This is a genomic window from Streptomyces sp. NPDC045026, from assembly GCF_056432625.1.
The window spans coordinates 190943-211165 of the sequence record NZ_JBWKIS010000006.1 but is presented as its reverse complement, the minus strand read 5'-3'; the positions used below and the strand labels follow the sequence as shown (position 1 = coordinate 211165).

General features: G+C 68.4%; 21 protein-coding genes. 11 read left to right on the top strand and 10 right to left on the bottom strand.

Annotated features, from left to right (window positions below):
• Positions 1-73: 73 nt before the first annotated feature.
• Complete coding sequence (locus AC07EJ_RS16170) at positions 74-1576, top strand: glycosyltransferase family 87 protein (RefSeq protein WP_389487540.1); 1503 nt, start codon at positions 74-76, stop codon at positions 1574-1576.
• 84 nt (positions 1577-1660) lie between these two features.
• Here the strand turns inward: AC07EJ_RS16170 and AC07EJ_RS16165 are convergent, their stop codons facing one another.
• The 3 genes from AC07EJ_RS16165 to AC07EJ_RS16155 all read right to left on the bottom strand — a co-directional run bounded on the left by AC07EJ_RS16165 (position 1661) and on the right by AC07EJ_RS16155 (position 4364).
• Positions 1661-2692: an alanine racemase gene (locus AC07EJ_RS16165; RefSeq protein WP_266672322.1), complete on the bottom strand. Its 1032-nt coding sequence runs from the start codon at positions 2690-2692 to the stop codon at positions 1661-1663.
• A 119-nt stretch (positions 2693-2811) separates the two neighbouring features.
• Positions 2812-3933 (bottom strand): peptidoglycan bridge formation glycyltransferase FemX, encoded by a 1122-nt coding sequence (gene femX / locus AC07EJ_RS16160; protein ID WP_362907777.1) that lies wholly within the window; start codon positions 3931-3933, stop codon positions 2812-2814.
• A 116-nt stretch (positions 3934-4049) separates the two neighbouring features.
• On the bottom strand, positions 4050-4364 hold the full coding sequence (locus AC07EJ_RS16155; RefSeq protein WP_362907778.1) for a hypothetical protein: 315 nt from the start codon (positions 4362-4364) through the stop codon (positions 4050-4052).
• 266 nt (positions 4365-4630) lie between these two features.
• On the opposite strand from AC07EJ_RS16155, the gene rpsF reads away from it, so the two are divergent.
• The 4 genes from rpsF (at position 4631) to rplI (ending at position 6364) form a co-directional block, all read left to right on the top strand.
• Entirely contained in the window at positions 4631-4921 is a 291-nt protein-coding gene (gene rpsF, locus AC07EJ_RS16150) for a 30S ribosomal protein S6 (RefSeq protein ID WP_052578287.1), read from the top strand.
• 75 nt (positions 4922-4996) lie between these two features.
• Positions 4997-5605 carry a single-stranded DNA-binding protein gene (locus AC07EJ_RS16145; protein ID WP_389480878.1) on the top strand — a complete coding sequence of 203 codons (609 nt, stop codon included), beginning with the start codon at positions 4997-4999 and terminating at the stop codon, positions 5603-5605.
• Positions 5606-5662: 57 nt separating this feature from the next.
• Positions 5663-5899, top strand: coding sequence for a 30S ribosomal protein S18 (gene rpsR / locus AC07EJ_RS16140; RefSeq protein WP_003949403.1), 237 nt, complete (start codon positions 5663-5665; stop codon positions 5897-5899).
• 18 nt (positions 5900-5917) lie between these two features.
• Positions 5918-6364 carry a 50S ribosomal protein L9 gene (gene rplI / locus AC07EJ_RS16135; protein ID WP_389480880.1) on the top strand — a complete coding sequence of 149 codons (447 nt, stop codon included), beginning with the start codon at positions 5918-5920 and terminating at the stop codon, positions 6362-6364.
• Between the two features lie 95 nt (positions 6365-6459).
• Here the strand turns inward: rplI and AC07EJ_RS16130 are convergent, their stop codons facing one another.
• Complete coding sequence (locus AC07EJ_RS16130) at positions 6460-7797, bottom strand: MATE family efflux transporter (protein WP_389480882.1); 1338 nt, start codon at positions 7795-7797, stop codon at positions 6460-6462.
• Positions 7798-8255: 458 nt separating this feature from the next.
• On the opposite strand from AC07EJ_RS16130, the gene dnaB reads away from it, so the two are divergent.
• Complete coding sequence (gene dnaB / locus AC07EJ_RS16125) at positions 8256-9731, top strand: replicative DNA helicase (RefSeq protein WP_389480885.1); 1476 nt, start codon at positions 8256-8258, stop codon at positions 9729-9731.
• A 115-nt stretch (positions 9732-9846) separates the two neighbouring features.
• Entirely contained in the window at positions 9847-11232 is a 1386-nt protein-coding gene (locus tag AC07EJ_RS16120; RefSeq protein ID WP_478884419.1) for a serine hydrolase domain-containing protein, read from the top strand.
• Positions 11233-11353: 121 nt separating this feature from the next.
• Here the strand turns inward: AC07EJ_RS16120 and AC07EJ_RS16115 are convergent, their stop codons facing one another.
• Both AC07EJ_RS16115 and AC07EJ_RS16110 read right to left on the bottom strand, forming a co-directional pair.
• Entirely contained in the window at positions 11354-11806 is a 453-nt protein-coding gene (locus AC07EJ_RS16115; RefSeq protein ID WP_389480889.1) for a GNAT family N-acetyltransferase, read from the bottom strand.
• Between the two features lie 81 nt (positions 11807-11887).
• Positions 11888-12346, bottom strand: coding sequence for a MarR family winged helix-turn-helix transcriptional regulator (locus AC07EJ_RS16110; protein WP_389480891.1), 459 nt, complete (start codon positions 12344-12346; stop codon positions 11888-11890).
• A 141-nt stretch (positions 12347-12487) separates the two neighbouring features.
• Between AC07EJ_RS16110 and AC07EJ_RS16105 the strand changes: the two genes are divergently transcribed.
• Both AC07EJ_RS16105 and AC07EJ_RS16100 read left to right on the top strand, forming a co-directional pair.
• On the top strand, positions 12488-13702 hold the full coding sequence (locus tag AC07EJ_RS16105) for an MFS transporter (RefSeq protein ID WP_389480894.1): 1215 nt from the start codon (positions 12488-12490) through the stop codon (positions 13700-13702).
• Between the two features lie 92 nt (positions 13703-13794).
• Complete coding sequence (locus AC07EJ_RS16100) at positions 13795-14217, top strand: GlcG/HbpS family heme-binding protein (RefSeq protein WP_393584138.1); 423 nt, start codon at positions 13795-13797, stop codon at positions 14215-14217.
• A gap of 107 nt (positions 14218-14324) precedes the next feature.
• On the opposite strand, the gene AC07EJ_RS16095 is transcribed toward AC07EJ_RS16100, so the two are convergent.
• A complete protein-coding gene (locus tag AC07EJ_RS16095; RefSeq protein ID WP_478884418.1) occupies positions 14325-15191 on the bottom strand; it encodes a GNAT family N-acetyltransferase in 867 nt (288 codons plus the stop codon).
• A 5-nt stretch (positions 15192-15196) separates the two neighbouring features.
• On the bottom strand, positions 15197-15733 hold the full coding sequence (locus AC07EJ_RS16090) for a DUF2269 family protein (protein ID WP_389480901.1): 537 nt from the start codon (positions 15731-15733) through the stop codon (positions 15197-15199).
• 77 nt (positions 15734-15810) lie between these two features.
• On the opposite strand from AC07EJ_RS16090, the gene AC07EJ_RS16085 reads away from it, so the two are divergent.
• Together AC07EJ_RS16085 and AC07EJ_RS16080 are read left to right on the top strand one after the other, a co-directional pair.
• The gene (locus AC07EJ_RS16085; protein ID WP_389480903.1) at positions 15811-16443 is read left to right on the top strand and encodes an HAD family hydrolase; all 633 of its coding nucleotides are present in this window, start codon (positions 15811-15813) and stop codon (positions 16441-16443) included.
• A 368-nt stretch (positions 16444-16811) separates the two neighbouring features.
• On the top strand, positions 16812-18359 hold the full coding sequence (locus AC07EJ_RS16080) for a globin domain-containing protein (protein WP_393584144.1): 1548 nt from the start codon (positions 16812-16814) through the stop codon (positions 18357-18359).
• A gap of 71 nt (positions 18360-18430) precedes the next feature.
• Here the strand turns inward: AC07EJ_RS16080 and AC07EJ_RS16075 are convergent, their stop codons facing one another.
• Together AC07EJ_RS16075 and AC07EJ_RS16070 are read right to left on the bottom strand one after the other, a co-directional pair.
• Entirely contained in the window at positions 18431-18913 is a 483-nt protein-coding gene (locus AC07EJ_RS16075) for an NUDIX domain-containing protein (protein WP_389480908.1), read from the bottom strand.
• Between the two features lie 168 nt (positions 18914-19081).
• Positions 19082-19987 carry a LysR family transcriptional regulator gene (locus AC07EJ_RS16070; RefSeq protein ID WP_478884417.1) on the bottom strand — a complete coding sequence of 302 codons (906 nt, stop codon included), beginning with the start codon at positions 19985-19987 and terminating at the stop codon, positions 19082-19084.
• Positions 19988-20223 lie beyond the last annotated feature (236 nt).

Below are 20223 nucleotides of genomic sequence, written 5' to 3'. Positions count from 1 at the left end.
GTGAGGGCCGCCGCACCGATCGGGTGCGGCGGCCCTCGCCCCGTTCTCAGGCGCGTACGGCAGGATGTGCGGCATGCCCAGTGCAGAGACGACGCGCACCCATGTGCAACAGCCGGACCCGGTACGGCCGACCAAGGAGGACGAGGTCGCCGCAGCGGGGAGCGAGCTGATCGGCGGACCGATCGGACGATGGGCGCTGCTCGGGAGCTCCTGGTGGACCCCCGTGCGCGTCATCGCGCTGGTGATGATCGGCATGTTCGCGCTGGGCATGGTGCAGAAGCTCCCCTGCTACGACGGCGCGTGGTTCTTCGGCGCCAGTTCGCAGTACACGCACGCCTGCTACTCGGACATCCCGCACCTCTACCAGGGGCGGGGGTTCGCCGACGGCCTGGTGCCCTACTTCGACAAGCTGCCCGGCGACATGGACTACCTCGAGTACCCGGTGCTGACCGGTGTGTTCATGGAGGTCGCGTCCTGGCTGACCCTGGGCGGCGGCTCCATCCAGCACCTGGAGAAGGTCTACTGGATGGTCAACGCCGGGATGCTGATGATCTGCGCGGTGGTGATCGCCATCTGTGTGACCCGCACCCACCGGCGACGCCCCTGGGACGGCCTCCTGGTCGCTCTCGCACCCGCTTTCGCGCTGACTTCCACCATCAACTGGGATCTACTCGCCGTGGCCCTCACAGCGGCCGCGATGCTGATGTGGTCGCGGGGTCGGTCGGTGGCCTTCGGTGTCCTGCTGGGCCTGGCCACGGCCGCGAAGTTCTATCCGTTCCTGGTGCTGGGCCCGCTGCTCTTGCTCTGCTGGCGTGCCGGGCGCTGGCGCGACTTCGGGAAGGCCCTGGCCGGCTCGGTGGGTGCCTGGCTCGTCGTGAACCTGCCGGTGATGCTGCTCGCCCCTGAGGGCTGGTCGAAGTTCTACCGCTTCAGCCAGGAGCGCGGCGTCGACTTCGGGTCCATCTGGCTCATCATCCAGCAGCGGTGGGACGCGCAGATCAGCCCTGACGACGCCAACACCTACGCGATGGTGCTGATGGTCCTGGCCTGCTTGGGCATCACGGCCCTCGCCCTCACCGCGCCACGCCGACCCCGCCTCGCGCAGCTCGCCTTCCTGGTCATCGCCGCCTTCATCCTCACCAACAAGGTCTACTCGCCGCAGTACGTCCTGTGGCTGATCCCCTTCGCCGCCCTCGCCCGGCCGCGCTGGCGGGACTTCCTGATCTGGCAGGCGTGCGAGGTCGCGTACTTCCTCGGGATCTGGATGTACCTCGCGTACACCACGAGCGGTGACAAGCACCGGGGGCTCCCCACGGACGGCTACCACCTCGTCATCCTCATCCACCTGCTGGGCACGCTCTATCTGTGCGCGGTGATCGTGCGCGACATCCTGATGCCGGAACGGGACGTGGTCAGGCGCTCCGGGGACGACGATCCGTCGGGCGGTGTCCTGGACGGAGCGCCGGACGTGTTCGTACTCGGACACGCCGCCCACCCCCCGCGCCATGCGGCGCACAACGAGGAGCGGCCGCAAGTGAGTTGGGGATGGCACAAGGACGAGAAGCGTTCGCTCTGAGCGAACGCACGGAAAGGGCCGGACACCGTGATGGTGTCCGGCCCTTCCGCTTGTCCGCAGGGCTTGGCGTGACGCCCGCCTCGGTCAGCGGTCGAGGATCCGGTCGAACTGCGTGGTGGTGTGCCGCAGATGGGCCACCAATTCCTCGCCCACCCGGGGCTCGGGGGCGTCGGACGGCACGAAGAGGATCGAGACCTGCATGTGCGGGGGCTCTGCGAACCAGCGCTGCTTGCCGCCCCAGACGAACGGCGACAGGTTCCGGTTGACAGTCGCGAGGCCCGCGCGGGCGACACCCTTGGCGCGCGGCATGACGCCGTGCAGTGCCTTGGGAGCCTCCAGGCCCACGCCGTGCGACGTACCGCCCGCGACGACCACGAGCCAGCCGTCCGAGGCGACCTTCTGCTGGCGGTAGCCGAAGCGGTCGCCCTTGGCGACGCGCGTGACGTCCAGGATCGCGCCGCGGTACTCGGTCGCCTCGTGGTCGCCCAGCCAGAGTCTCGTGCCGATGCGCGCCCGGAACCGGGTCTGCGGGAACTGCTGCTGAAGGCGGGCGAGTTCCTGGGCCTTGAGGTGGCTGACGAACATCGTGTGCAGCGGCAGCCTGGCCGCGCGCAGACGGTCCATCCAGCCGATGACCTCCTCGACGGCGTCGGAGCCGTCGGTGCGGTCCAGGGGCAGGTGGATCGCGAAGCCCTCGAGCCGGACGTCCTCTATGGCGGAGTGGAGCTGGGGCAGTTCCTGCTCGCTCACGCCGTGCCGCTTCATCGAGGACATGACCTCGACGACGACGCGGGCGCCGACGAGGCCGTGCACGCCGTCGACGGAGGAGACGGAGCGGATGACACGGTCGGGCAGCGGCACGGGCTCCTCGCCCCGCCGGAACGGGGTCAGGACCAGCAGATCACCGCTGAACCAGTCCTTGATCCGGGCGGCTTCGTAGGTCGTGCCGACGGCGAGGACGTCCGAGCCGAAGCGGGTGGCCTCGTCCGCGAGCCGTTCGTGGCCGAAGCCGTAGCCGTTGCCCTTGCAGACGGGGACGATCCCCGGAAACTGCTCGAGCACGTGCTTGTGGTGTGCCCGCCAGCGCGCGGTGTCGACGTAGAGCGTGAGCGCCATGGCCGGTCCCGGAACCTTTCTCGTGGCTGCGGTGTATCAGAGGTATGAAGAAGCTTTGGAGCTACGTGAATTGTGCAGGGTCCGCCCGGGCCGTGTGGACCAGGCGGGCCGGGCGGGGCTCAGCGCCGCGACATGTAGATGTCGAGGGCCTTGTGCAGCAGCTTGTTGAGCGGGAAGTCCCACTCGCCGAGGTACTCGGCAGCCTGCCCACCGGTGCCCACCTTGAACTGGATCAGACCGAAGAGGTGGTCCGACTCGTCGAGCGAGTCGCTGATGCCGCGCAGGTCGTAGACCGTCGCGCCGAGCGCGTAGGCATCGCGGAGCATCCGCCACTGCATCGCGTTCGAGGGCCTGACCTCACGGCCGATGTTGTCGGAGGCTCCATAGGAGTACCAGACGTGCCCCCCGACCACGAGCATCGTCGCCGCGGACAGGTTCACCCCGTTGTGGCGGGCGAAGTACAGCCGCATGCGGTTGGGGTCCTCGCTGTTGAGGGCCGTCCACATGCGCTGGAAGTACGAGAGCGGGCGGGGCCGGAAGTGGTCGCGCACAGCCGTGATCTCGTAGAGACGCTGCCACTCGGCGAGGTCCTGGTAGCCGCCCTGGACGACCTCGACACCGGCCTTCTCGGCCTTCTTGATGTTGCGGCGCCACAGCTGGTTGAAGGCTTTGTGCACGTCTTCGAGGGAGCGGTTGGCCAGCGGCACCTGGAACACGTAGCGGGGCTGTACGTCGCCGAAGCCGGCGCCGCCGTCCTCGCCCTGCTGCCAGCCCATGCGGCGCAGCTTGTCGGCGACCTCGAAGGCGCGCGGCTCGATGAAGTCGGCCTCGATGTCGCGCAGACGCTTGACGTCCGGGTCCTGGATGCCCTTCTTGATCGACGTGGCCTCCCAGCGCCGGATGATCACCGGCGGGCCCATCTTCACGGAGAAGGCGCCCTGTTGCTTGAGGTGCGCCAGCATCGGACGCATCCAGTCGTCGAGGTTCGGAGCGAACCAGTTGATGACCGGGCCCTCGGGCAGATAGGCGAGATAGCGCTTGATCTTGGGCAGTTGCCGGTACAGGACCAGGCCCGCGCCGACCATCTCGCCGGTCCGCTCGTCGAACCATCCCAGGCTCTCGGAGCGCCACTCCGCCTTCACATCAGCCCATGCCGGGACCTGCATGTGGCTAGCCGAGGGCAGGCTCTGGATGTATGCCAGATGCTGCTCTCGGCTGATGGTCCTCAGGGTCAGGCTCATTCGGGGCGCTCCTCGGGCTGGTGTGTCCCCATGGGTACAAGGGCTCCGGCTCTCGCGCCGAAGCCTACTGCGCCCTGCGAGCGCCCCGACTGGGCCTATAGAAGCTTCGCGTGCCGTCAGCCGATGACGCCGCCGAACAGACCTCCGTGGGCCATGCCGATGAAGAGGCCGATCGCCGAGGCGCCGAGGCCCAGGATGAGACCGAAGCGCTCGCGCGTCGTCACCGAGATGAACTGGCCGTATGCGCCGGTCAGGACGCCCACCAGCCCCGCCCAGGAGCTCAGCAGGTGGAGGCTGCTGAAGAGCGAAGAGATGATGGCGATCGCCCCGAGAATCATCGCCACCGCGACCAGTGAGTCCTGGAGGGGATGGGGCTTCCCGTCCGTGGCGAAGAGAGATGTCGCGGTGTTGGGTCGCATTGCCTGTGCCATGTGGCACCTCCTGCGGAAGGCGGCGCATCGTAGCGCCATACACACCCGATGTGTACAGATTGTGCCCTCTCGCGGCCGGATTTCAACCGGAAGCCGTGGTGCGGGTAGTCTGTACCGTCTGCACCGGTGTCTGCCTCATGCCCTGACCAGGGATCCCCGCCAGCGGGGCCCGATTGTCAGCGGCGGCCGATACCGTTGCGTACGCATCACGACCCTCCTGCCACGGAACGACCGTGGCCGCTGAGTCCAAAGGAGGTGGGTTCCACATGCGTCACTACGAAGTGATGGTCATCCTCGACCCCGATCTCGAGGAGCGCGCTGTCTCCCCGCTGATCGAGAACTTCCTCTCTGTTGTCCGTGAGGCCAACGGAAAGGTTGAGAAGGTCGACACCTGGGGCCGTCGTCGTCTCTCGTACGAGATCAAGAAGAAGCCCGAGGGCATCTACTCGGTCATCGACCTGCAGGCCGAGCCTGCGGTCGTCAAGGAGCTCGACCGCCAGATGAACCTGAACGAGTCGGTCCTCCGGACCAAGGTCCTCCGTCCCGAGACCCACTGAGCTTCCTAGCTCAGCGGCACTCGGGTTTCGAGTAGCAGCAAGCAGCCAGCAGCAAACCCGCCGAGAGGTTCCCCCATGGCAGGCGAGACCGTCATCACGGTCGTCGGCAATCTTGTCGACGACCCCGAGCTGCGCTTCACCCCTTCCGGTGCGGCGGTCGCGAAGTTCCGTGTCGCGTCCACTCCCCGCATCTTCGACAAGCAGACCAATGAGTGGAAGGACGGCGAAGGCCTGTTCCTGACCTGCTCGGTCTGGCGTCAGGCGGCGGAGAACGTCGCGGAGTCGCTTCAGCGAGGCATGCGCGTCATCGTGCAGGGCCGGCTGAAGCAGCGGTCCTACGAGGACCGTGAGGGCGTCAAGCGCACGGTCTACGAGCTGGACGTCGAGGAAGTCGGCGCCAGCCTGAAGACCGCCACGGCCAAGGTCACCAAGACCACCGGTCGCGGTGGCCAGGGTGGATACGGCGGCGGTGGCGGCGGCCAGCAGGGCGGCGGCAACTGGGGCGGTGGCTCCGGTGGCGGTCAGCAGCAGGGTGGCGGCGGTGCTCCCGCCGATGACCCCTGGGCGACCGGTACGCCGGCCGGCGGCGGCCAGCAGGGCGGCGGCGGTGGCTGGGGCGGAAGCTCCGGCGGCTCCGGCGGCTCTGGTTCTGGCGGAGGCTACTCGGACGAGCCCCCCTTCTAGGCCTCAGGGCCAAGGGTGGGCCGTTCCCACACTTCTTGATCACACAGGAGAAACACCATGGCGAAGCCGCCTGTGCGCAAGCCTAAGAAGAAGGTCTGCGCTTTCTGCAAGGACAAGGTCACGTACGTGGACTACAAGGACACGAACATGCTGCGGAAGTTCATTTCCGACCGCGGCAAGATCCGTGCCCGCCGCGTGACCGGCAACTGCACGCAGCACCAGCGTGACGTCGCCACGGCCGTGAAGAACAGCCGTGAGATGGCGCTGCTGCCCTACACGTCCACCGCGCGATAAGGGAAGGGTGACCGACTAATGAAGATCATCCTCACCCACGAGGTCTCCGGCCTCGGTGCCGCCGGCGAGGTCGTAGACGTCAAGGACGGCTACGCCCGCAACTACCTGATCCCGCGGAACTTCGCGATCCGCTGGACCAAGGGTGGCGAGAAGGACGTCGCGCAGATCCGTCGTGCGCGCAAGATCCACGAGATCGCGACCATCGAGCAGGCCAACGAGATCAAGGCCCGCCTCGAGGGCGTCAAGGTCCGCCTGGCTGTCCGCTCCGGCGACGCCGGTCGTCTCTTCGGTTCCGTTACCCCGGCCGACGTCGCTTCGGCGATCAAGGCTGCCGGTGGCCCCGACGTCGACAAGCGCCGCATCGAGCTCGGCTCGCCGATCAAGACGCTGGGCGCCCACGAGACGTCCGTGCGTCTGCACCCCGAGGTTGCCGCCAAGGTCAGCGTCGAGGTCGTCTCCGCCTAAGCACTGCGCTTGGCAGAGCTGAAGCAAATGTTGGGCCGCACCCCTCGGGGTGCGGCCCAACATGTTTCACGGTCACCGTTTCACGTGAAACCGGGTCAGCGCGTGGCGCCTGTGATGAGCCAACGGCCCGAGCGTGAACGCAGCCACAGGGTCAGCATCCGCACGGTCATCATCAAAGTCATCGCGCCCCACAGTGCGGTGAGCCCTCCGCCGAAGACCGGCACCAGCAGGGCGACCGGCGTGAAGACCGCAAGGGTGACGAGCATCGCCCGGGCGAGATACGGGCCATCGCCGGCTCCCATCAGGACTCCGTCGAGCACGAAGACGATGCCGCAGATGGGCTGGGAGAGCGCGACCATCAGGAGAGCGGGCATCGCCGCGTTCTGCACCACCTGATCATTCGTGAACAGTGGGATGAAGAGCGGTCGGGAGACGATCACCAGGAGTCCGAGGACGACTCCCGCGGCGATGCCCCACTGCACCATGCGGCGACAGGCATCCCGTGCACCCTGGGTGTCGTCGGCTCCGAGATAGCGCCCGATGATGGCCTGACCCGCGATGGCGATGGCGTCGAGCGCGAAGGCCAGCAGGCTCCACAAGGAGATGATGATCTGGTGCGCGGCGATGTCCGCGTCGCCGAGCCGGGCTGCGACCGCGGTGGCGATCATGAGGATGGCGCGCAGCGAGAGGGTGCGGACGAGCAGGGGGGCTCCCGCCCGGGCGCAGGCTCGTATTCCGGCCGCGTCGGGGCGCAGGGAAGCGCCGTGACGACGTGCACCGCGCACGACGACGAAAAGATAGACAGCGGCCATGGCGACCTGGGCTATGACGGTGCCCCAGGCTGACCCTGCGATTCCCAGGCCGGCGCCGTAGACGAGCCCCGCGTTGAGTGCGCCGTTGGCGACGAAGCCTCCGACCGCGACATAGAGCGGGGTCCTGGTGTCCTGAAGGCCACGCAGGACTCCGGTGGCGGCGAGGACGACGAGCATCGCGGGGATGCCGAGCGAGGAGATCCGCAGGTAGGTGATCGCGTAGGGCGCCGCGGTGTGCGAGGCGCCGAACAGCTCGACGAGTGCGGGAGCGGTGGGCAGGACGATGGCGATGACCGCGGCGCCGAGCAGCAGTGCGAGCCAGATCCCGTCCATGCCCTGACGGATCGCGGACTGGAGATCTCCCGCGCCGACGCGGCGGGCCACCGCGGCCGTGGTCGCGTAGGCCAGGAAGACGAAGACGCTGACCGCGGTCATCAGGAGGGACGAGGCGACAGCGAGACCGGCCAGTTGGGCCGTGCCCAGATGTCCGACGATGGCGCTGTCGGCCATCACGAAAAGAGGCTCGGCGACGAGTGCGCCGAAGGCGGGGACGGCCAGCGCGACGATCTCGCGGTCATGCCGCCGCCGGGCGGCTTTGGACGCCGCGGGAGCCTGTGTCATGAGCACCAATGTAATCTTCCACAGGTAAGAGATGCAACCGCCCTTGAGTCCTTACTTCGATGCCTCTGGGGCGTGGCGTCACGCACCGTTTACAGCGATCTTGCGCCGACCGGGAAAGTATTTTTCCTGCACAGCCGGTGGATGGGAAAGTCGCAGGTCAGGCACGTTTCTGCGCGTCCCTTGAGGGCTTGTTCACAGGGCTGTCCACCGTGTCGTGCACAGGTTTTGCGGAGTTCTCCACAGCGAGAGGCCCTTCATCCACACCGCCTGTGGATAACCAGATTGGCTGAAGGTGCCGAGGGGCCTACCGTGGTGCGGCGCCCGCCACGATTTCAGGCCTCGGAAACGTCATGAACCGACGCGTCAGAACCGGAGTCGGGTCCCCATATTTGTCAGTGTCGTGCCGTAAGAAAGAGGGCACGGCGAGGTCCGCTCGGCGGACTGGAGGAGGTGGCCCGGTGAGTATCTCCGAGCCTTTGGACGACCCCTGGGCCGACAGCGGTCCCAGTGACCGTCTGCCTGCCTCCCGCCAGCGTGGCAGCGGTGGGCGGGGGCGCGAGGAGCAGCACGATCGCGGTGGCGACGGCGGCTGGGACGACGGACCTCCGTCCTTCGAGCGGGTCCCGCCCCAGGACCTCGATGCCGAGCAGTCCGTCCTCGGCGGCATGCTTCTGTCGAAGGACGCGATCGCCGACGTCGTCGAGGTGATCAAGGGCCACGACTTCTACCGCCCCGCGCACGAGACGATCTTCACGGCGGTTCTCGACCTGTACGCGAAGGGCGAGCCGGCCGACCCGATCACGGTCGCGGCCGAGCTCACCAAGCGTGGCGAGATCACCAAGGTCGGCGGCGCATCGTATCTGCACACCCTCGTCCAGACGGTTCCGACGGCGGCCAATGCCGAGTACTACGCCGAGATCGTCCACGAGCGGGCGGTTCTGCGTCGGCTCGTCGAGGCGGGCACGCGCATCACGCAGATGGGATACGCGGCCGACGGCGACGTCGACGAGATCGTGAACAGCGCACAGGCCGAGATCTACGCGGTCACCGAGCAGCGCACCAGCGAGGACTACCTCCCACTCGGCGACATCATGGAGGGCGCGCTCGACGAGATCGAGGCGATCGGCTCCCGTAGCGGCGAGATGACCGGTGTGCCCACCGGCTTCACGGACTTCGACTCCCTGACGAACGGCCTGCACCCGGGCCAGATGATCGTCATCGCCGCCCGTCCCGCCATGGGTAAGTCCACTCTGGCGCTCGACTTCGCCCGCGCCGCCTCGATCAAGCACAACCTGCCCAGCGTCATCTTCTCCCTGGAAATGGGCCGGAACGAGATCGCGATGCGCCTGCTCTCCGCGGAGGCACGGGTCGCACTGCACCACATGCGTTCCGGCACCATGACGGACGAGGACTGGACCCGGCTCGCGCGCCGGATGCCCGAGGTGTCTGCGGCACCGCTCTACATCGACGACTCCCCGAACCTGTCGATGATGGAGATCCGCGCGAAGTGCCGTCGGCTCAAGCAGCGCAATGACATCAAGCTCGTGATCATCGACTATCTGCAGCTGATGCAGGCCGGTGGTTCGAAGCGCTCCGAGAGCCGTCAGCAGGAAGTCTCGGACATGTCGCGAAACCTGAAGCTCCTGGCCAAGGAGCTGGAAGTGCCGGTCATCGCGCTCTCCCAGCTGAACCGTGGCCCCGAGCAGCGTACGGACAAGAAGCCGATGGTGTCCGACCTGCGTGAATCCGGCTCGATCGAGCAGGACGCGGACATGGTGATCCTGCTGCACCGTGAGGACGCGTACGAGAAGGAGTCGCCCCGCGCGGGCGAGGCGGACATCATCGTGGGCAAGCACCGTAACGGTCCGACAGCGACGATCACGGTCGCCTTCCAGGGTCACTACTCGCGCTTCGTGGACATGGCGCAGACCTGATCCCGCTCGACCTGGTCCCGCTCGGCCTGAAGCTGCGTGCTCCGAACCGGTTCGGCCCCCAGCCGTCGGCTTAAAAGCGGTCGACGCCCGGCGGCCGGCGGGGTGGACTGGGGGCATGACGACATCCCCTGAAGAACTGCTGCCCACGACGCGTCGAGCTCTGTTGCACCGCACCGCCACCGCTCAGGCGGAAGGCCGGTCGCCTTCGCTGGTGGCCGGCGTCGTGCGCGACGGTGAGCTGGTGTGGAGCGGTGGGCGTACCTGCGTGGACGGGCACGCTCCGGACGAGCACGTGCAGTACCGGATCGGCTCGATCACCAAGACGTTCACGGCCGTGCTGGTGCTGAGGTTGCGGGACGAGGGGTTGCTCGACCTCGGGGACCCGTTGGAGAAGCATCTGCCGGGCACGGGCGCCGGCCAGGTCACCATTGCCGAACTCCTCGCGCACACCGGTGGGTTGGCTGCTGAGACTCCGGGTCCGTGGTGGGAGCGTTCGTCGTCTTCGCTGCGCCCCGAGCTCGCGGATGTGCTGGGTGAGGAGCCGTTCAGGCATCCGGTCGGGAAGCAGCATCACTACTCCAACCCCGGCTATACGTTGCTTGGTTCGTTGGTCGAGGCGTTGCGCGGTGCCCAGTGGGAGGACGTCCTGCGCCGTGAGGTCCTGGATCCGCTCGGCCTGCACCGGACGAGCGGGCAGCCGCAGGCTCCGCACGCCGGTGGCTGTGCCGTGCACCCTTGGGCCGATGTGATGATGCCGGAGCCGGCGGAGGACCTGGGGCTGATGGCTCCGGCGGGACAACTCTGGTCTACAGCGGCAGACTTGGGGCGGTTCGCCGTGTTCCTGATGGAGGGTGACGACCGGGTTCTGAGTGCACAGTCCGTACGCGAGATGCGCACGCCCGCGGCGCCCACGCTGTCGGGGGACTGGGACTCCTCGTATGGTCTCGGGCTTCAGTTGGCACGGAGGAACGGGCGAGTGCTGGCTGGGCACAGTGGTTCGCTGCCCGGGTTCGTGGCGGGGCTGTGGCTCAGCGAGGAGGACGGTCTGGCCGCGGTCACTCTCGCCAACTGCACGTCGGGCGTGCCCGCGTCGACGGTCAGTGCGGACCTGCTCCGTATCGTCGCCGAGGCCGAGCCGCGCATCCCTGAGCCGTGGCGTCCCCTGCCGGAGGTCGATGCGGCGGTGCTGGAGCTCGCCGGGCCCTGGTACTGGGGGACGCAGAGCACGGTGCTGCGGCTGACGGCCGACGGAGGCGTCTCGCTCGGGCCGTTGACGGGTGGGGCGCGGGACTCGCGATTCCGTCCGAACGGCGACGGCACCTGGACGGGACTGGACGGCTACTACGCGGGGGAGCTCCTGCGCGTCGAGCGCCGGCCCGATGGATCGGTGAGCCATCTCGATCTCGGATCGTTCGTCTTCACGCGTGAGCCGTACGAGAAGGAGGCGCCGGTTCCTGGCGGGGTGGACCCGGAGGGCTGGCGGGGGCTTCCTCGTTCCTAGCTGATCTCGTTCCCGGTTGGCTTTGCTCTCCAGGCCGGTCTCGATCAGGGTCGACATGGCGAAAGGGCCGGGTGGTCCTGTGTTTCACGTGAAACGCAGGACCACCCGGCCCTCGGCGTGGTCAGAGCTGGAGCTTGAAGCCCACATGCGACGCCTCGAAACCCAGTCGCTCGTAGAAGCGATGGGCGTCGGTCCGGGTGGCGTCGGAGGTCAGCTGCACCAACTGACAGTTCTGGCGGCGGGATTCGTCCATTGCCCACTCGATGAGCAGCGTGCCGAGCCCGCTGCCGCGCTCGTCCGCGTGAATGCGGACGCCCTCGATGATCGAGCGTGTGGAGCCCTTCCGTGAGAGCCCGGGGATGACGGTGAGCTGGAGGGTGCCGACAGTGCGCCCCTCGCGCACGGCGACGACCAGGTGCTGGTTGGGGTCCGCGGTGATGCGCCCGTGCGCCTCCAGGTATGGCGTGAGGTCGTCCGGTGACTCGCGGCTGGCGCCCAAGGGGTCGTCTGCCAGCATCGCCACGATGGCCGGGACGTCTGCGGCGATGGCAGGCCGTATCTCAAGATCTCCCATGGCCGCAGCCTATGCCGCCATGAGTAGGCAGTCCCGGACGGCCCGGCGCCGGCGGCCCCGCGCCGTTGCCGACTCGGCGTCTCAGGCCGGGACGCGTACGGCTTCCACCGCGCGGACCAGCGGGGCGAGTTCGGGGTTCGTCGCCGCTTCGTCGAGTGCTTCGCGCAGGGCGGAGTCATTGGTGGGCCGCGCCTCGGCGAGCAGAGCCAGACCGGCCTCGCTCACGTCCGTGTAGATGCCGCGCCGGTCGGTCGGGCAGAGATAGCGGGCCAGCAGACCGCGGTCTTCAAGACGCGTCACCAGACGCGTGGTGGCGCTCTGGCTGAGGACAACTGCGTCGGCGACTTGCTTCATCTGCAGGTGACCGCCTTCGCCGTCGTGCTGGCGGCTGAGGACATCAAGGAGCGAGTACTCCCGCACGCTCAGGTCGTGCTTGGCCTGCAGAGCGCGCTCGATATGGGTCTCGATCCTCCCGTGGAGCAGGGAGAGGGCGCACCAGCCCTGGGCCAGGGCGGTGAGTGCGGGGTCTGTGGCGGTCATGGCTCTAGTTCCTCCATCCCGAAGCGGCTGAACCCAGGATAGTCCACGTGCGAAATTGTCCGCGCTTGCAAGTAGTGCGCGTCTGCAAGTATTGTGAACGCACGCAAAGCGCACCTGCAACAGTTTGGGAAGGTGAACCCTATGCCTCTCGCGCTTCTGGCTCTCGCGATCGGGGCCTTCGGGATCGGAACCACGGAATTCGTGATCATGGGGCTGCTCCCCGAGGTCGCGGGTGACTTCGGCGTCTCCATCCCCACGGCCGGATTCCTGGTGACCGGCTACGCCCTCGGCGTCATGTTCGGCGCCCCTCTCATGACGATTCTGGGCACCCGCATCTCGCGCAAGCGGATGCTGCTGCTCTTGATGGTCCTGTTCATCGTGGGCAACGTGCTTTCCGCGGTGGCACCCGTCTTCCTCGTCATGGTGATCGGCCGCGTGGTCGCCTCACTCGCGCACGGTGCCTTCTTTGGAATCGGCGCGGTCGTCGCGGCCGAGCTGGTCGCCCCCGAGAAGAAGGCCGGAGCCATCGCCATGATGTTCACCGGCCTGACCGTCGCCAACGTCGTCGGCGTACCCCTGGGCACGCTCATCGGCCAGAGCGTCGGCTGGCGCGTCACCTTCGTGGTCGTCGCCGGGCTCGGAGTCGTCGGACTGCTCGGCATCGCCAAGCTCGTCCCCGACATGCCCAAGGCCGAAGGCGTCCACCTGCGGCACGAGCTCGCTGCCTTCAAGAACGTCCAGGTCCTGCTGGCAATGGCCATGACGGTGCTCGGCTTCGGCGGAGTCTTCGCTGCCATTACCTACATCGCACCGATGATGACGCACGTCGCCGGTTACGCCGACACGTCGGTGACCTGGCTCCTCGTCCTGTTCGGCCTCGGCATGGTCGCGGGCAACCTGATCGGCGGAAAGTTCGCCGACCGCAAGCTGATGCCGATGCTGTACATCGCCCTGAGCGGGTTGGCCGTAGTGCTGGCCCTGTTCACACTGACCGCCCACAACAAGGTCATGGCGGCGATTTCCATCGCGCTGATCGGCGCCCTCGGTTTCGCCACGGTGCCGCCGCTGCAGAAGCGGGTCCTCGACCACGCCCACGGCGCTCCCACGCTGGCCTCCGCGGTCAACATCGGCGCCTTCAACCTCGGCAACGCCCTCTCGGCCTGGCTCGGCGGCCTCGTCATCGCGGCCGGCCTCGGCTACACGGCCCCCAACTGGGTCGGCGCCGTCCTCGCCGCCGCCGCGCTCGTCCTGGCCGTCGTGTCCGCCGGCCTCGAGCGCCGGTCCAAGGTCTCGAGCCCGGTCGTCGCAAGCGCGACGCCGGAAGGGGCCCGGCAGGCGGAACCCGCTCACAGCTGAGCGGCCGCCGACTCTCACCTCACCCCCACCCGCAGGGCCGACGTCGTCCCCGCACCTGTTCCACCGCACATCCCCGTAAGGAGAACCCCCTCATGACCACCACCACCGCCGTCGTGCCACTGACCATCCAGGACGCGGAGATCCTCGTGACCGCCGCCCGTCGTGCGGCCGAGTCCGCCGGAGTGAGCGTCAGCGTCACCGTCCTCGACGCCGGCGGACACCTGCTCGCCTTCCGGCGTGACGACCGGGCCGTGCTGATCTCCGGCGAGACCAGCACCCGCAAGGCGTACACCGCCCTCCAGCTGAACGCCCCGACCGCGGACCTCGTCGACCTGGTCAAGCCCGACGGCCCTTTCCACAGCCTGCCCACCGCTCTGGACCGGCCGCTGCTCTTCATCGCGGGCGGCATCCCCGTCCACCGCGACGGGCGCCTCATAGGCGCCATCGGTGTCGGCGGCGGCGCACCGGAGCAGGACCACGGGTTCGCCACAGCAGCTGTGGCAGAGCTCGCCTGAAGCTCGACGAGACGTAAGCGCGACGCGCCTGCCCACACAGAAGTCCGCCCCCGGACACCGTGAACCACATTGTCCGGGGGCGGACTTCGCCGCATGCGGGCTCCAGATCAGCCCGCGGCGACCGTCAGAGGCGCGAAACGGCGTGTCCAGTCGCCCGGGAGGTCGGGGGCGCCATAGGTCATCACGGCGTTGAAGGCCTGGGACTCCACCCCCCTTGCCTTGATCCACGCCAGTAGTTCCTCGTGGCGCACGTCGATGTCGGTACGCAGGGGGCGATCCGTACTGGCGGCGAGAGAGGTGACAAGGGCCTTCGCGGTCTCGGTGTCGCGGGCGATCAGCGGGCCGATGACGTGGGTGTCCATGTTGGGCCAGGCGGCCGCGAAGCCGATGAGTTCGCCTCCGTCCTCGGCCACGCGCAGCTGGTCGGCGAAGGCCGGCAGGCGGGTCAGGACGTGGGTGCGGTCGGGGCCGAAGACCTCCGCGTCCAGGCGAAGGATGGCCGGGAGATCCTCCGCGGTCGCGGCGCGCGTGGCCACGGACGGCGCCGGTCCGCCGGGGGCGAAATGCCCCCGCACCATCTCCGCGCGCCCGGTGACCTTGAAGTCCAGCCCTTCATAGAGCGGGCGGCCGTACGGGGTCGCGTGCAGGGTGAGCGGTGTGGTGTCCGCCTGCTCGACGACGTACTGCATGAGGCGGCGGCCGATGCCGCGCCGGGCGTGGCGTTCGGCGACGAGCACCATGCCGATGGCACTCAGCGTGGGCCGGTTCGGCGGGCCGTAGTCGGTCACCACGCAGGCGCTCACCAGGCCCTCGTCGGGGTCGTCGATGCCGTAGCCGGTGCCGGCCGAGAGCAGCAGGCCCCATTTGTGTTCCTCGCGGGGCCAGCCGCGGTCCTCGGAGAGGTCGGCGCACGCCGCGAGGTCGCGCGGGGTGAGTCGGCGGATGGGTAGATCGGAGAGGGGAGGTGTCGACACGCAGGTCAGGCTGTCTGACGCAGCCGGTCCGCGTCCACCGCATTGCGGGCAGCATGCTGCTGCTTTCGGCCACGTCGCGTCAGTCCCCACGGCTTGAGCACCGAGATCACCGTCATGAAGAGGTAGGCGGTCAGGGAGACGATGGGACCGGCCACCAGATCGCTCGGTTGGGGCAGCGGAGTGCCGGCCGTCACCGTCGCGACCGCGGCGTTGACGCCGGGACGCAGCGCGAAGATCGAGGCGACGGTTGTGGCGAGCGTGAGCCAGAATTTGGCGTAGACCCAGCGGTGCCGGGCGAGGCCCCATGGCGTTCCCAGCGACAGCAGCAGGCCGCTCAGCAGAGTGAGCAGAGCGAGTGGGATCACCAGCCAGTCCGTGAAGACCTTCATGGCGCGGCAGGCGCCCTCGACCATCGGATCGGAACCCGTGGTGATCGCCGCGACGGCGAGCGCAAGCAGACCGAGCGTGAGCCCCAGCCAACAAGCGGAGGACGTCACGTGGACGACGAGGATGGCCCGGCGGGCGGGACGGCGTAGTTTCACGTGAAACACCGTGCCGGGAGCGAGCCTTCGAGGGCGTCCGACAGAGGGAGTAACTCCGGGTACTAGCCTCGGCGTACATGGCGAGACTGCATCTCTTCGATCTGGACGGAACGCTGCTGCACGGCACGTCGGCACCCGTGGAAATCTCCCGTCAACTGGGGCTCGAGGCCGAGACGGTGGCCCTGGACCGCGAGATCGGCGCTCAGCGCATCGGTCCGCCGGAGTACGCGCGGCGGGTGCACGCCCTGTGGGCGGGGCTCACGCCCGACCACGTGACGGCCGCGTTCGAGGGTGCGCCTTGGCTGACGGGAATCCGGGAGACCTGGGCGGAGATACGGGCGCGCGGTGAGTTCTGCGCTGTGGTCTCGCTCTCGCCGTCGTTCTTCGTGGAGCGGCTGACGGGCTGGGGCGCCCATGCGGCGTACGGCTCTCGCTTTCCCGCGGTGCCCTTCGCCGAGCCCGTCGACCCCACGGGCGTTCTCAGCGCCGCGGCGAAGGTGAAGATCGCGGACCGGCTCTGTGAAAGGTTCGGGGTGCCCCGGGCCGATTGCATTGCCTACGGCGACTCGTTCTCCGATGTGGAGCTGTTCGGCGCCGTGCCGGTATCGGTCGCGATCAATGCGGATCAGCACGTCGCGGGTCTGGCGACCCACTCGTATGCCGGCCGCGATCTGCGGGAGGCGTACGAATTGGTGCGGCACACCAGCTAATCGAGGGATTGCAGGGGCATATCGCCTGTCGAATTCCTTGCTGGGCAAGGGGGACTTGTGCGTTTGGCGGGTGCCGGTAGGGTCGACTCCGGTCCGAGGCAGGCGCGCCCGGCGCAACCCGGACCATGCACGCAGGCCAAGACAGCCTAACGGGACGGAGAGATCGAAGACCTGCTATTTCCGCTATGCGGCTTGCGGGGTCGCGCCGGATGGCACGCTGCGGTGAGGAACTGCGGGCAATGTCACATTCCTCCCTTACTTGTCCGTAGCGGGCCGGAATGCGGGTTCACTTGGGCCGCCGCATTCTGCCGCGGCAGAACGGGGAAAGAGCGACTTCCGATCGCGGAAGTACGCAGACCGACCGAAAGATGTTCGAGGCGAGGCACAGCATGGACGCTCCGACCACTACGTCGGCCGACTCCGGCTCCGGCGGCGGGGGCGGTTGGTTCACTCCGCGCAAGGCGCCGCCCACCGGCCCGAGCCCGGACCACGAGGCGCCGTCAGAGGGGCGCAGGGTCACGCCGATACGGCCCGTTGGCCGACCCGAGCGAATATCGGAAGACCATGCGGAGACGGTGCCCGCCCAGGGCCCCGCCCCGGCGACGGAGGCCGCACCCGCCCCTCAGCACGCGTCAGCGCCTGGCCCCACCCCGCCTCAGGCCGCCCCCCACGGGAACGCGCGCCCTCACTCTGCCCAGCACGGGCAAGGATCGAGCCCCGCGCAGCAGCCGCACTCCGCACCCCCGGGACCAACGGCGCCCAGGGCAGAGACCAGCCCCCGCCCGGCTCCCGCGCCCGAGGTCTCCCCCGACACCCGGCTCATCCGCCGCACCCTGGAGGAGGTCGGCCCCGACGCCGACAAGGTCACCTCGTACTTCTACGCGCTGCTCTTCGTGCGCCACCCCGAACTCCGGCCCCTGTTCCCCGCCTCGATGGACACCCAGCGCGACCGGCTGCTCAAGGCGCTGCTGATGGCGGCCGAGCACGCCGACAACAAGAGCGTCCTCGTCCCGTACCTGAAGAACCTGGGCGGCGGGCACCGCAAGTACGGCACGCAGCCCGAGCACTACCCCGCCGTCGGCGAGTGCCTCATCGGCGCGCTGTCCCGGTACGCGACGACGACCTGGGACCAGGAGACGGAGGCGGCCTGGGTACGCACGTACACGACGATCTCCCAGGTCATGATCGACGCGGCGGCGGCGGACGAGCTGCGCGCGCCCGCGTGGTGGTACGGAGAGGTGGTCTCGCACGACCTGAGGACCCCGGACATCGCCGTGGTCACGGTCCGGCCCGACCAGCCGTACCCGTTTCTCGCCGGGCAGTACACGAGCCTGGAGACGCCGTGGTGGCCGCGGATCTGGCGGCACTACTCCTTCGCCTCGGCGCCCCGTTCCGACGGGCTGCTCTCGTTCCACGTGAAGGCCGTTCCGGCGGGGTGGGTCTCCAATGCACTCGTGCACCGTGCCCGCCCGGGCGATGTGATCCGCCTCGGCCCGCCCTCCGGTTCGATGACGGTGGACCACAGCTCCGACAGCGGGCTGCTCTGTCTAGGCGGTGGCACCGGCATCGCGCCCATCAAGGCCCTCGTCGAGGATGTCGCGGAGCACGGCCAGCGGCGCCCGGTCGAGGTGTTCTACGGGGCTCGCACCGACCATGACCTGTACGACATCGACACGATGCTGCGGCTCCAGCAGACCCACCCCTGGCTGGCGGTCCGTCCGATCGTCGATCAGCAGGCTCATCTGCAACTGCCCGACGCGGTACGCGAGTACGGCCCCTGGAACGAGTACGACGCCTATCTCTCGGGTCCGCCCGGCATGATCCGCAACGGAGTCGATGCCCTGCGGGACATCGGGATCCCGGTGGACCGGATCCGCCATGACTCCGTGGAGGAACTCGTCGCGACCGGCAGCTGAGGCCGGCGGCTGAGCACCCTGCGGACGGGCCCGCGAGAAAGCGGGCAACCAAGGCCCGAAGCCCCGCCCCGTCAGCCCAGGTCAGGCGCGTGCATCGCTCGTACGCCCTCGATGTTGCCGTCCAGATAGTGCCGCAGGGACAGTGGGACGAGATGGACCGAGGCGATGCCGACGCGGGTGAAGGGCACCCGCACGATCTCGTACTCGCCGCACGGCTCCTCGATCTCGGGGCCGTGCCGCTGGCTGAGGTCCATCGACTCGAGACGGCAGACGAAGAAGTGCTGGACCTTCACGCCGGTGGAGCCGCCGTCCTCACCGATGTGCTCGACGGTGTCCACGAAGCAGGGCACCACATCGAGGACCTTGGCGCCGAGCTCCTCGTGCACCTCGCGGTGCAGGGCGTCGACGACGGTCTCGTCCTCGGGTTCGACCCCGCCGCCGGGGGTCAGCCAGTACGGATCCATGCCGGGCTTGGTCCGCTTGATCAGGATCAGGTCGTTGCCGTCGAGCAGGACGGCGCGTGCGGTGCGCTTGACCACGGGTCGGACGGTCATGGGAGGAATGTGGCCCCGCCGGTTCCACGTGAAACATTCCGTACCGACCTGGCCTCAGGCCGACGCCAATCGATCAGTGCCAGTTGGCCAATAGATCAGTGCTGGTTGATCGCCATCAACCTGATCACCACGAACTCGATCACCATGAACTCGATCACCATGAATTGATCAGCACCAATCGACGGCGGCACGCAGCAGCCACTCGTGCGCCCGCGCGATGTGTGGCATGGCCAGCGTGCCCGTACGCACGACAAGGAAGTACGTCCGCAGCGGAGGCACCGGGGGATCGAGCAGCGCCACGACCTCGCCGCGCTCCAGAGCCGGCGCGCAGAGGTAGCGCGGGAGCACAGCCAGCCCGGCCCCCGCGATCGTGCAGGCGAGCACCGCGCGTAGATCAGGCACGATGACCGTGCCCGAGGTGGCCGGGCGTGAGTCGAAGACGGCGGCCCAGTAGCGGGCGACGAACGGCAACGACTCGTGCGCCTCGACGAGCGGCAGATCCTCCAGCGCACCTGCGCCGTTACGGCGCAGGGTGCCCGGCCCTATGCGCGCGGCCCACCGCGGTGAGGCCAGCAGGACGTGCTCCTCGTCGCAGAGCGGAGTCGCGGTGAGCAGGCCGCCGCGTGGGCGGGCCGTCGTGATGACCAGATCGTGATGTCCTGCGCCAAGACCCTCGAGGACTTCCTCGGCGTTGCCGAAGGAGGCGCGCAGGGCGAAGCTCTGGCCGTCGTCACGGGTGAGCGCGGTGAGGGCGGGCAGCGCGCGCTCGGCGGTGAACTCCGGCGGCCCCGCGAGGTGCAGCGTGCGGACCGGCGACTCCTCGTCGATGCCGGTCTCGGTGATCTCCACGAGGGCGTCGAGATGCGGAGCGGCTTTGTGGGCGAGTTCGTCGCCGATGGAGGTGGGAGTCACGCCACGTGCCTGGCGCAGGAACAGAGGGCGGCCCAGCTGCCGCTCCAGGGTGCGGATCTGGGATGTCACAGCGGGCTGCGAAAGGCCGAGCAGTGCGGCGGCCCGCGTGAAGGAGCCCGCCCGGTGCACGGTCACGAACGTGCGCAGCAGGGCGAGATCCATGGCGGTGTCCTCCCCTCGCGGCCCCCGGGTCGGTCCCAACTATAAATATGTCGATAGGTCTCTGTCGCTAGCGTGATTGGACACTGACACAGAGTCAACTAGCCTTATGCGCGCGGTTCTTAGCGCGCAGGAACCGGGGACGGTCCGAGCCACGAGGGGGGAGGCTCGGGCCGTCCGTTGTGCGCAGCCAGGGATGAGGCCGACGCCGCGGCGGGCACGAAGTGGCCCGTGAGAGG

Excerpts from the sequence above, each read along its gene's own strand:
- AC07EJ_RS16170 (WP_389487540.1), top strand. The coding sequence starts at position 74 with ATGCCCAGTGCAGAGACGACGCGCACCCATGTGCAACAGCCGGACCCG.
- AC07EJ_RS16165 (WP_266672322.1), bottom strand. The coding sequence starts at position 2,692 with ATGGCGCTCACGCTCTACGTCGACACCGCGCGCTGGCGGGCACACCAC.
- femX (WP_362907777.1), bottom strand. The coding sequence starts at position 3,933 with ATGAGCCTGACCCTGAGGACCATCAGCCGAGAGCAGCATCTGGCATAC.
- AC07EJ_RS16155 (WP_362907778.1), bottom strand. The coding sequence starts at position 4,364 with ATGGCACAGGCAATGCGACCCAACACCGCGACATCTCTCTTCGCCACG.
- rpsF (WP_052578287.1), top strand. The coding sequence starts at position 4,631 with ATGCGTCACTACGAAGTGATGGTCATCCTCGACCCCGATCTCGAGGAG.
- AC07EJ_RS16145 (WP_389480878.1), top strand. The coding sequence starts at position 4,997 with ATGGCAGGCGAGACCGTCATCACGGTCGTCGGCAATCTTGTCGACGAC.
- rpsR (WP_003949403.1), top strand. The coding sequence starts at position 5,663 with ATGGCGAAGCCGCCTGTGCGCAAGCCTAAGAAGAAGGTCTGCGCTTTC.
- rplI (WP_389480880.1), top strand. The coding sequence starts at position 5,918 with ATGAAGATCATCCTCACCCACGAGGTCTCCGGCCTCGGTGCCGCCGGC.
- AC07EJ_RS16130 (WP_389480882.1), bottom strand. The coding sequence starts at position 7,797 with ATGACACAGGCTCCCGCGGCGTCCAAAGCCGCCCGGCGGCGGCATGAC.
- AC07EJ_RS16120 (WP_478884419.1), top strand. The coding sequence starts at position 9,847 with ATGACGACATCCCCTGAAGAACTGCTGCCCACGACGCGTCGAGCTCTG.
- AC07EJ_RS16115 (WP_389480889.1), bottom strand. The coding sequence starts at position 11,806 with ATGGGAGATCTTGAGATACGGCCTGCCATCGCCGCAGACGTCCCGGCC.
- AC07EJ_RS16110 (WP_389480891.1), bottom strand. The coding sequence starts at position 12,346 with ATGACCGCCACAGACCCCGCACTCACCGCCCTGGCCCAGGGCTGGTGC.
- AC07EJ_RS16105 (WP_389480894.1), top strand. The coding sequence starts at position 12,488 with ATGCCTCTCGCGCTTCTGGCTCTCGCGATCGGGGCCTTCGGGATCGGA.
- AC07EJ_RS16100 (WP_393584138.1), top strand. The coding sequence starts at position 13,795 with ATGACCACCACCACCGCCGTCGTGCCACTGACCATCCAGGACGCGGAG.
- AC07EJ_RS16085 (WP_389480903.1), top strand. The coding sequence starts at position 15,811 with ATGGCGAGACTGCATCTCTTCGATCTGGACGGAACGCTGCTGCACGGC.
- AC07EJ_RS16080 (WP_393584144.1), top strand. The coding sequence starts at position 16,812 with ATGTTCGAGGCGAGGCACAGCATGGACGCTCCGACCACTACGTCGGCC.
- AC07EJ_RS16075 (WP_389480908.1), bottom strand. The coding sequence starts at position 18,913 with ATGACCGTCCGACCCGTGGTCAAGCGCACCGCACGCGCCGTCCTGCTC.
- AC07EJ_RS16070 (WP_478884417.1), bottom strand. The coding sequence starts at position 19,987 with ATGGATCTCGCCCTGCTGCGCACGTTCGTGACCGTGCACCGGGCGGGC.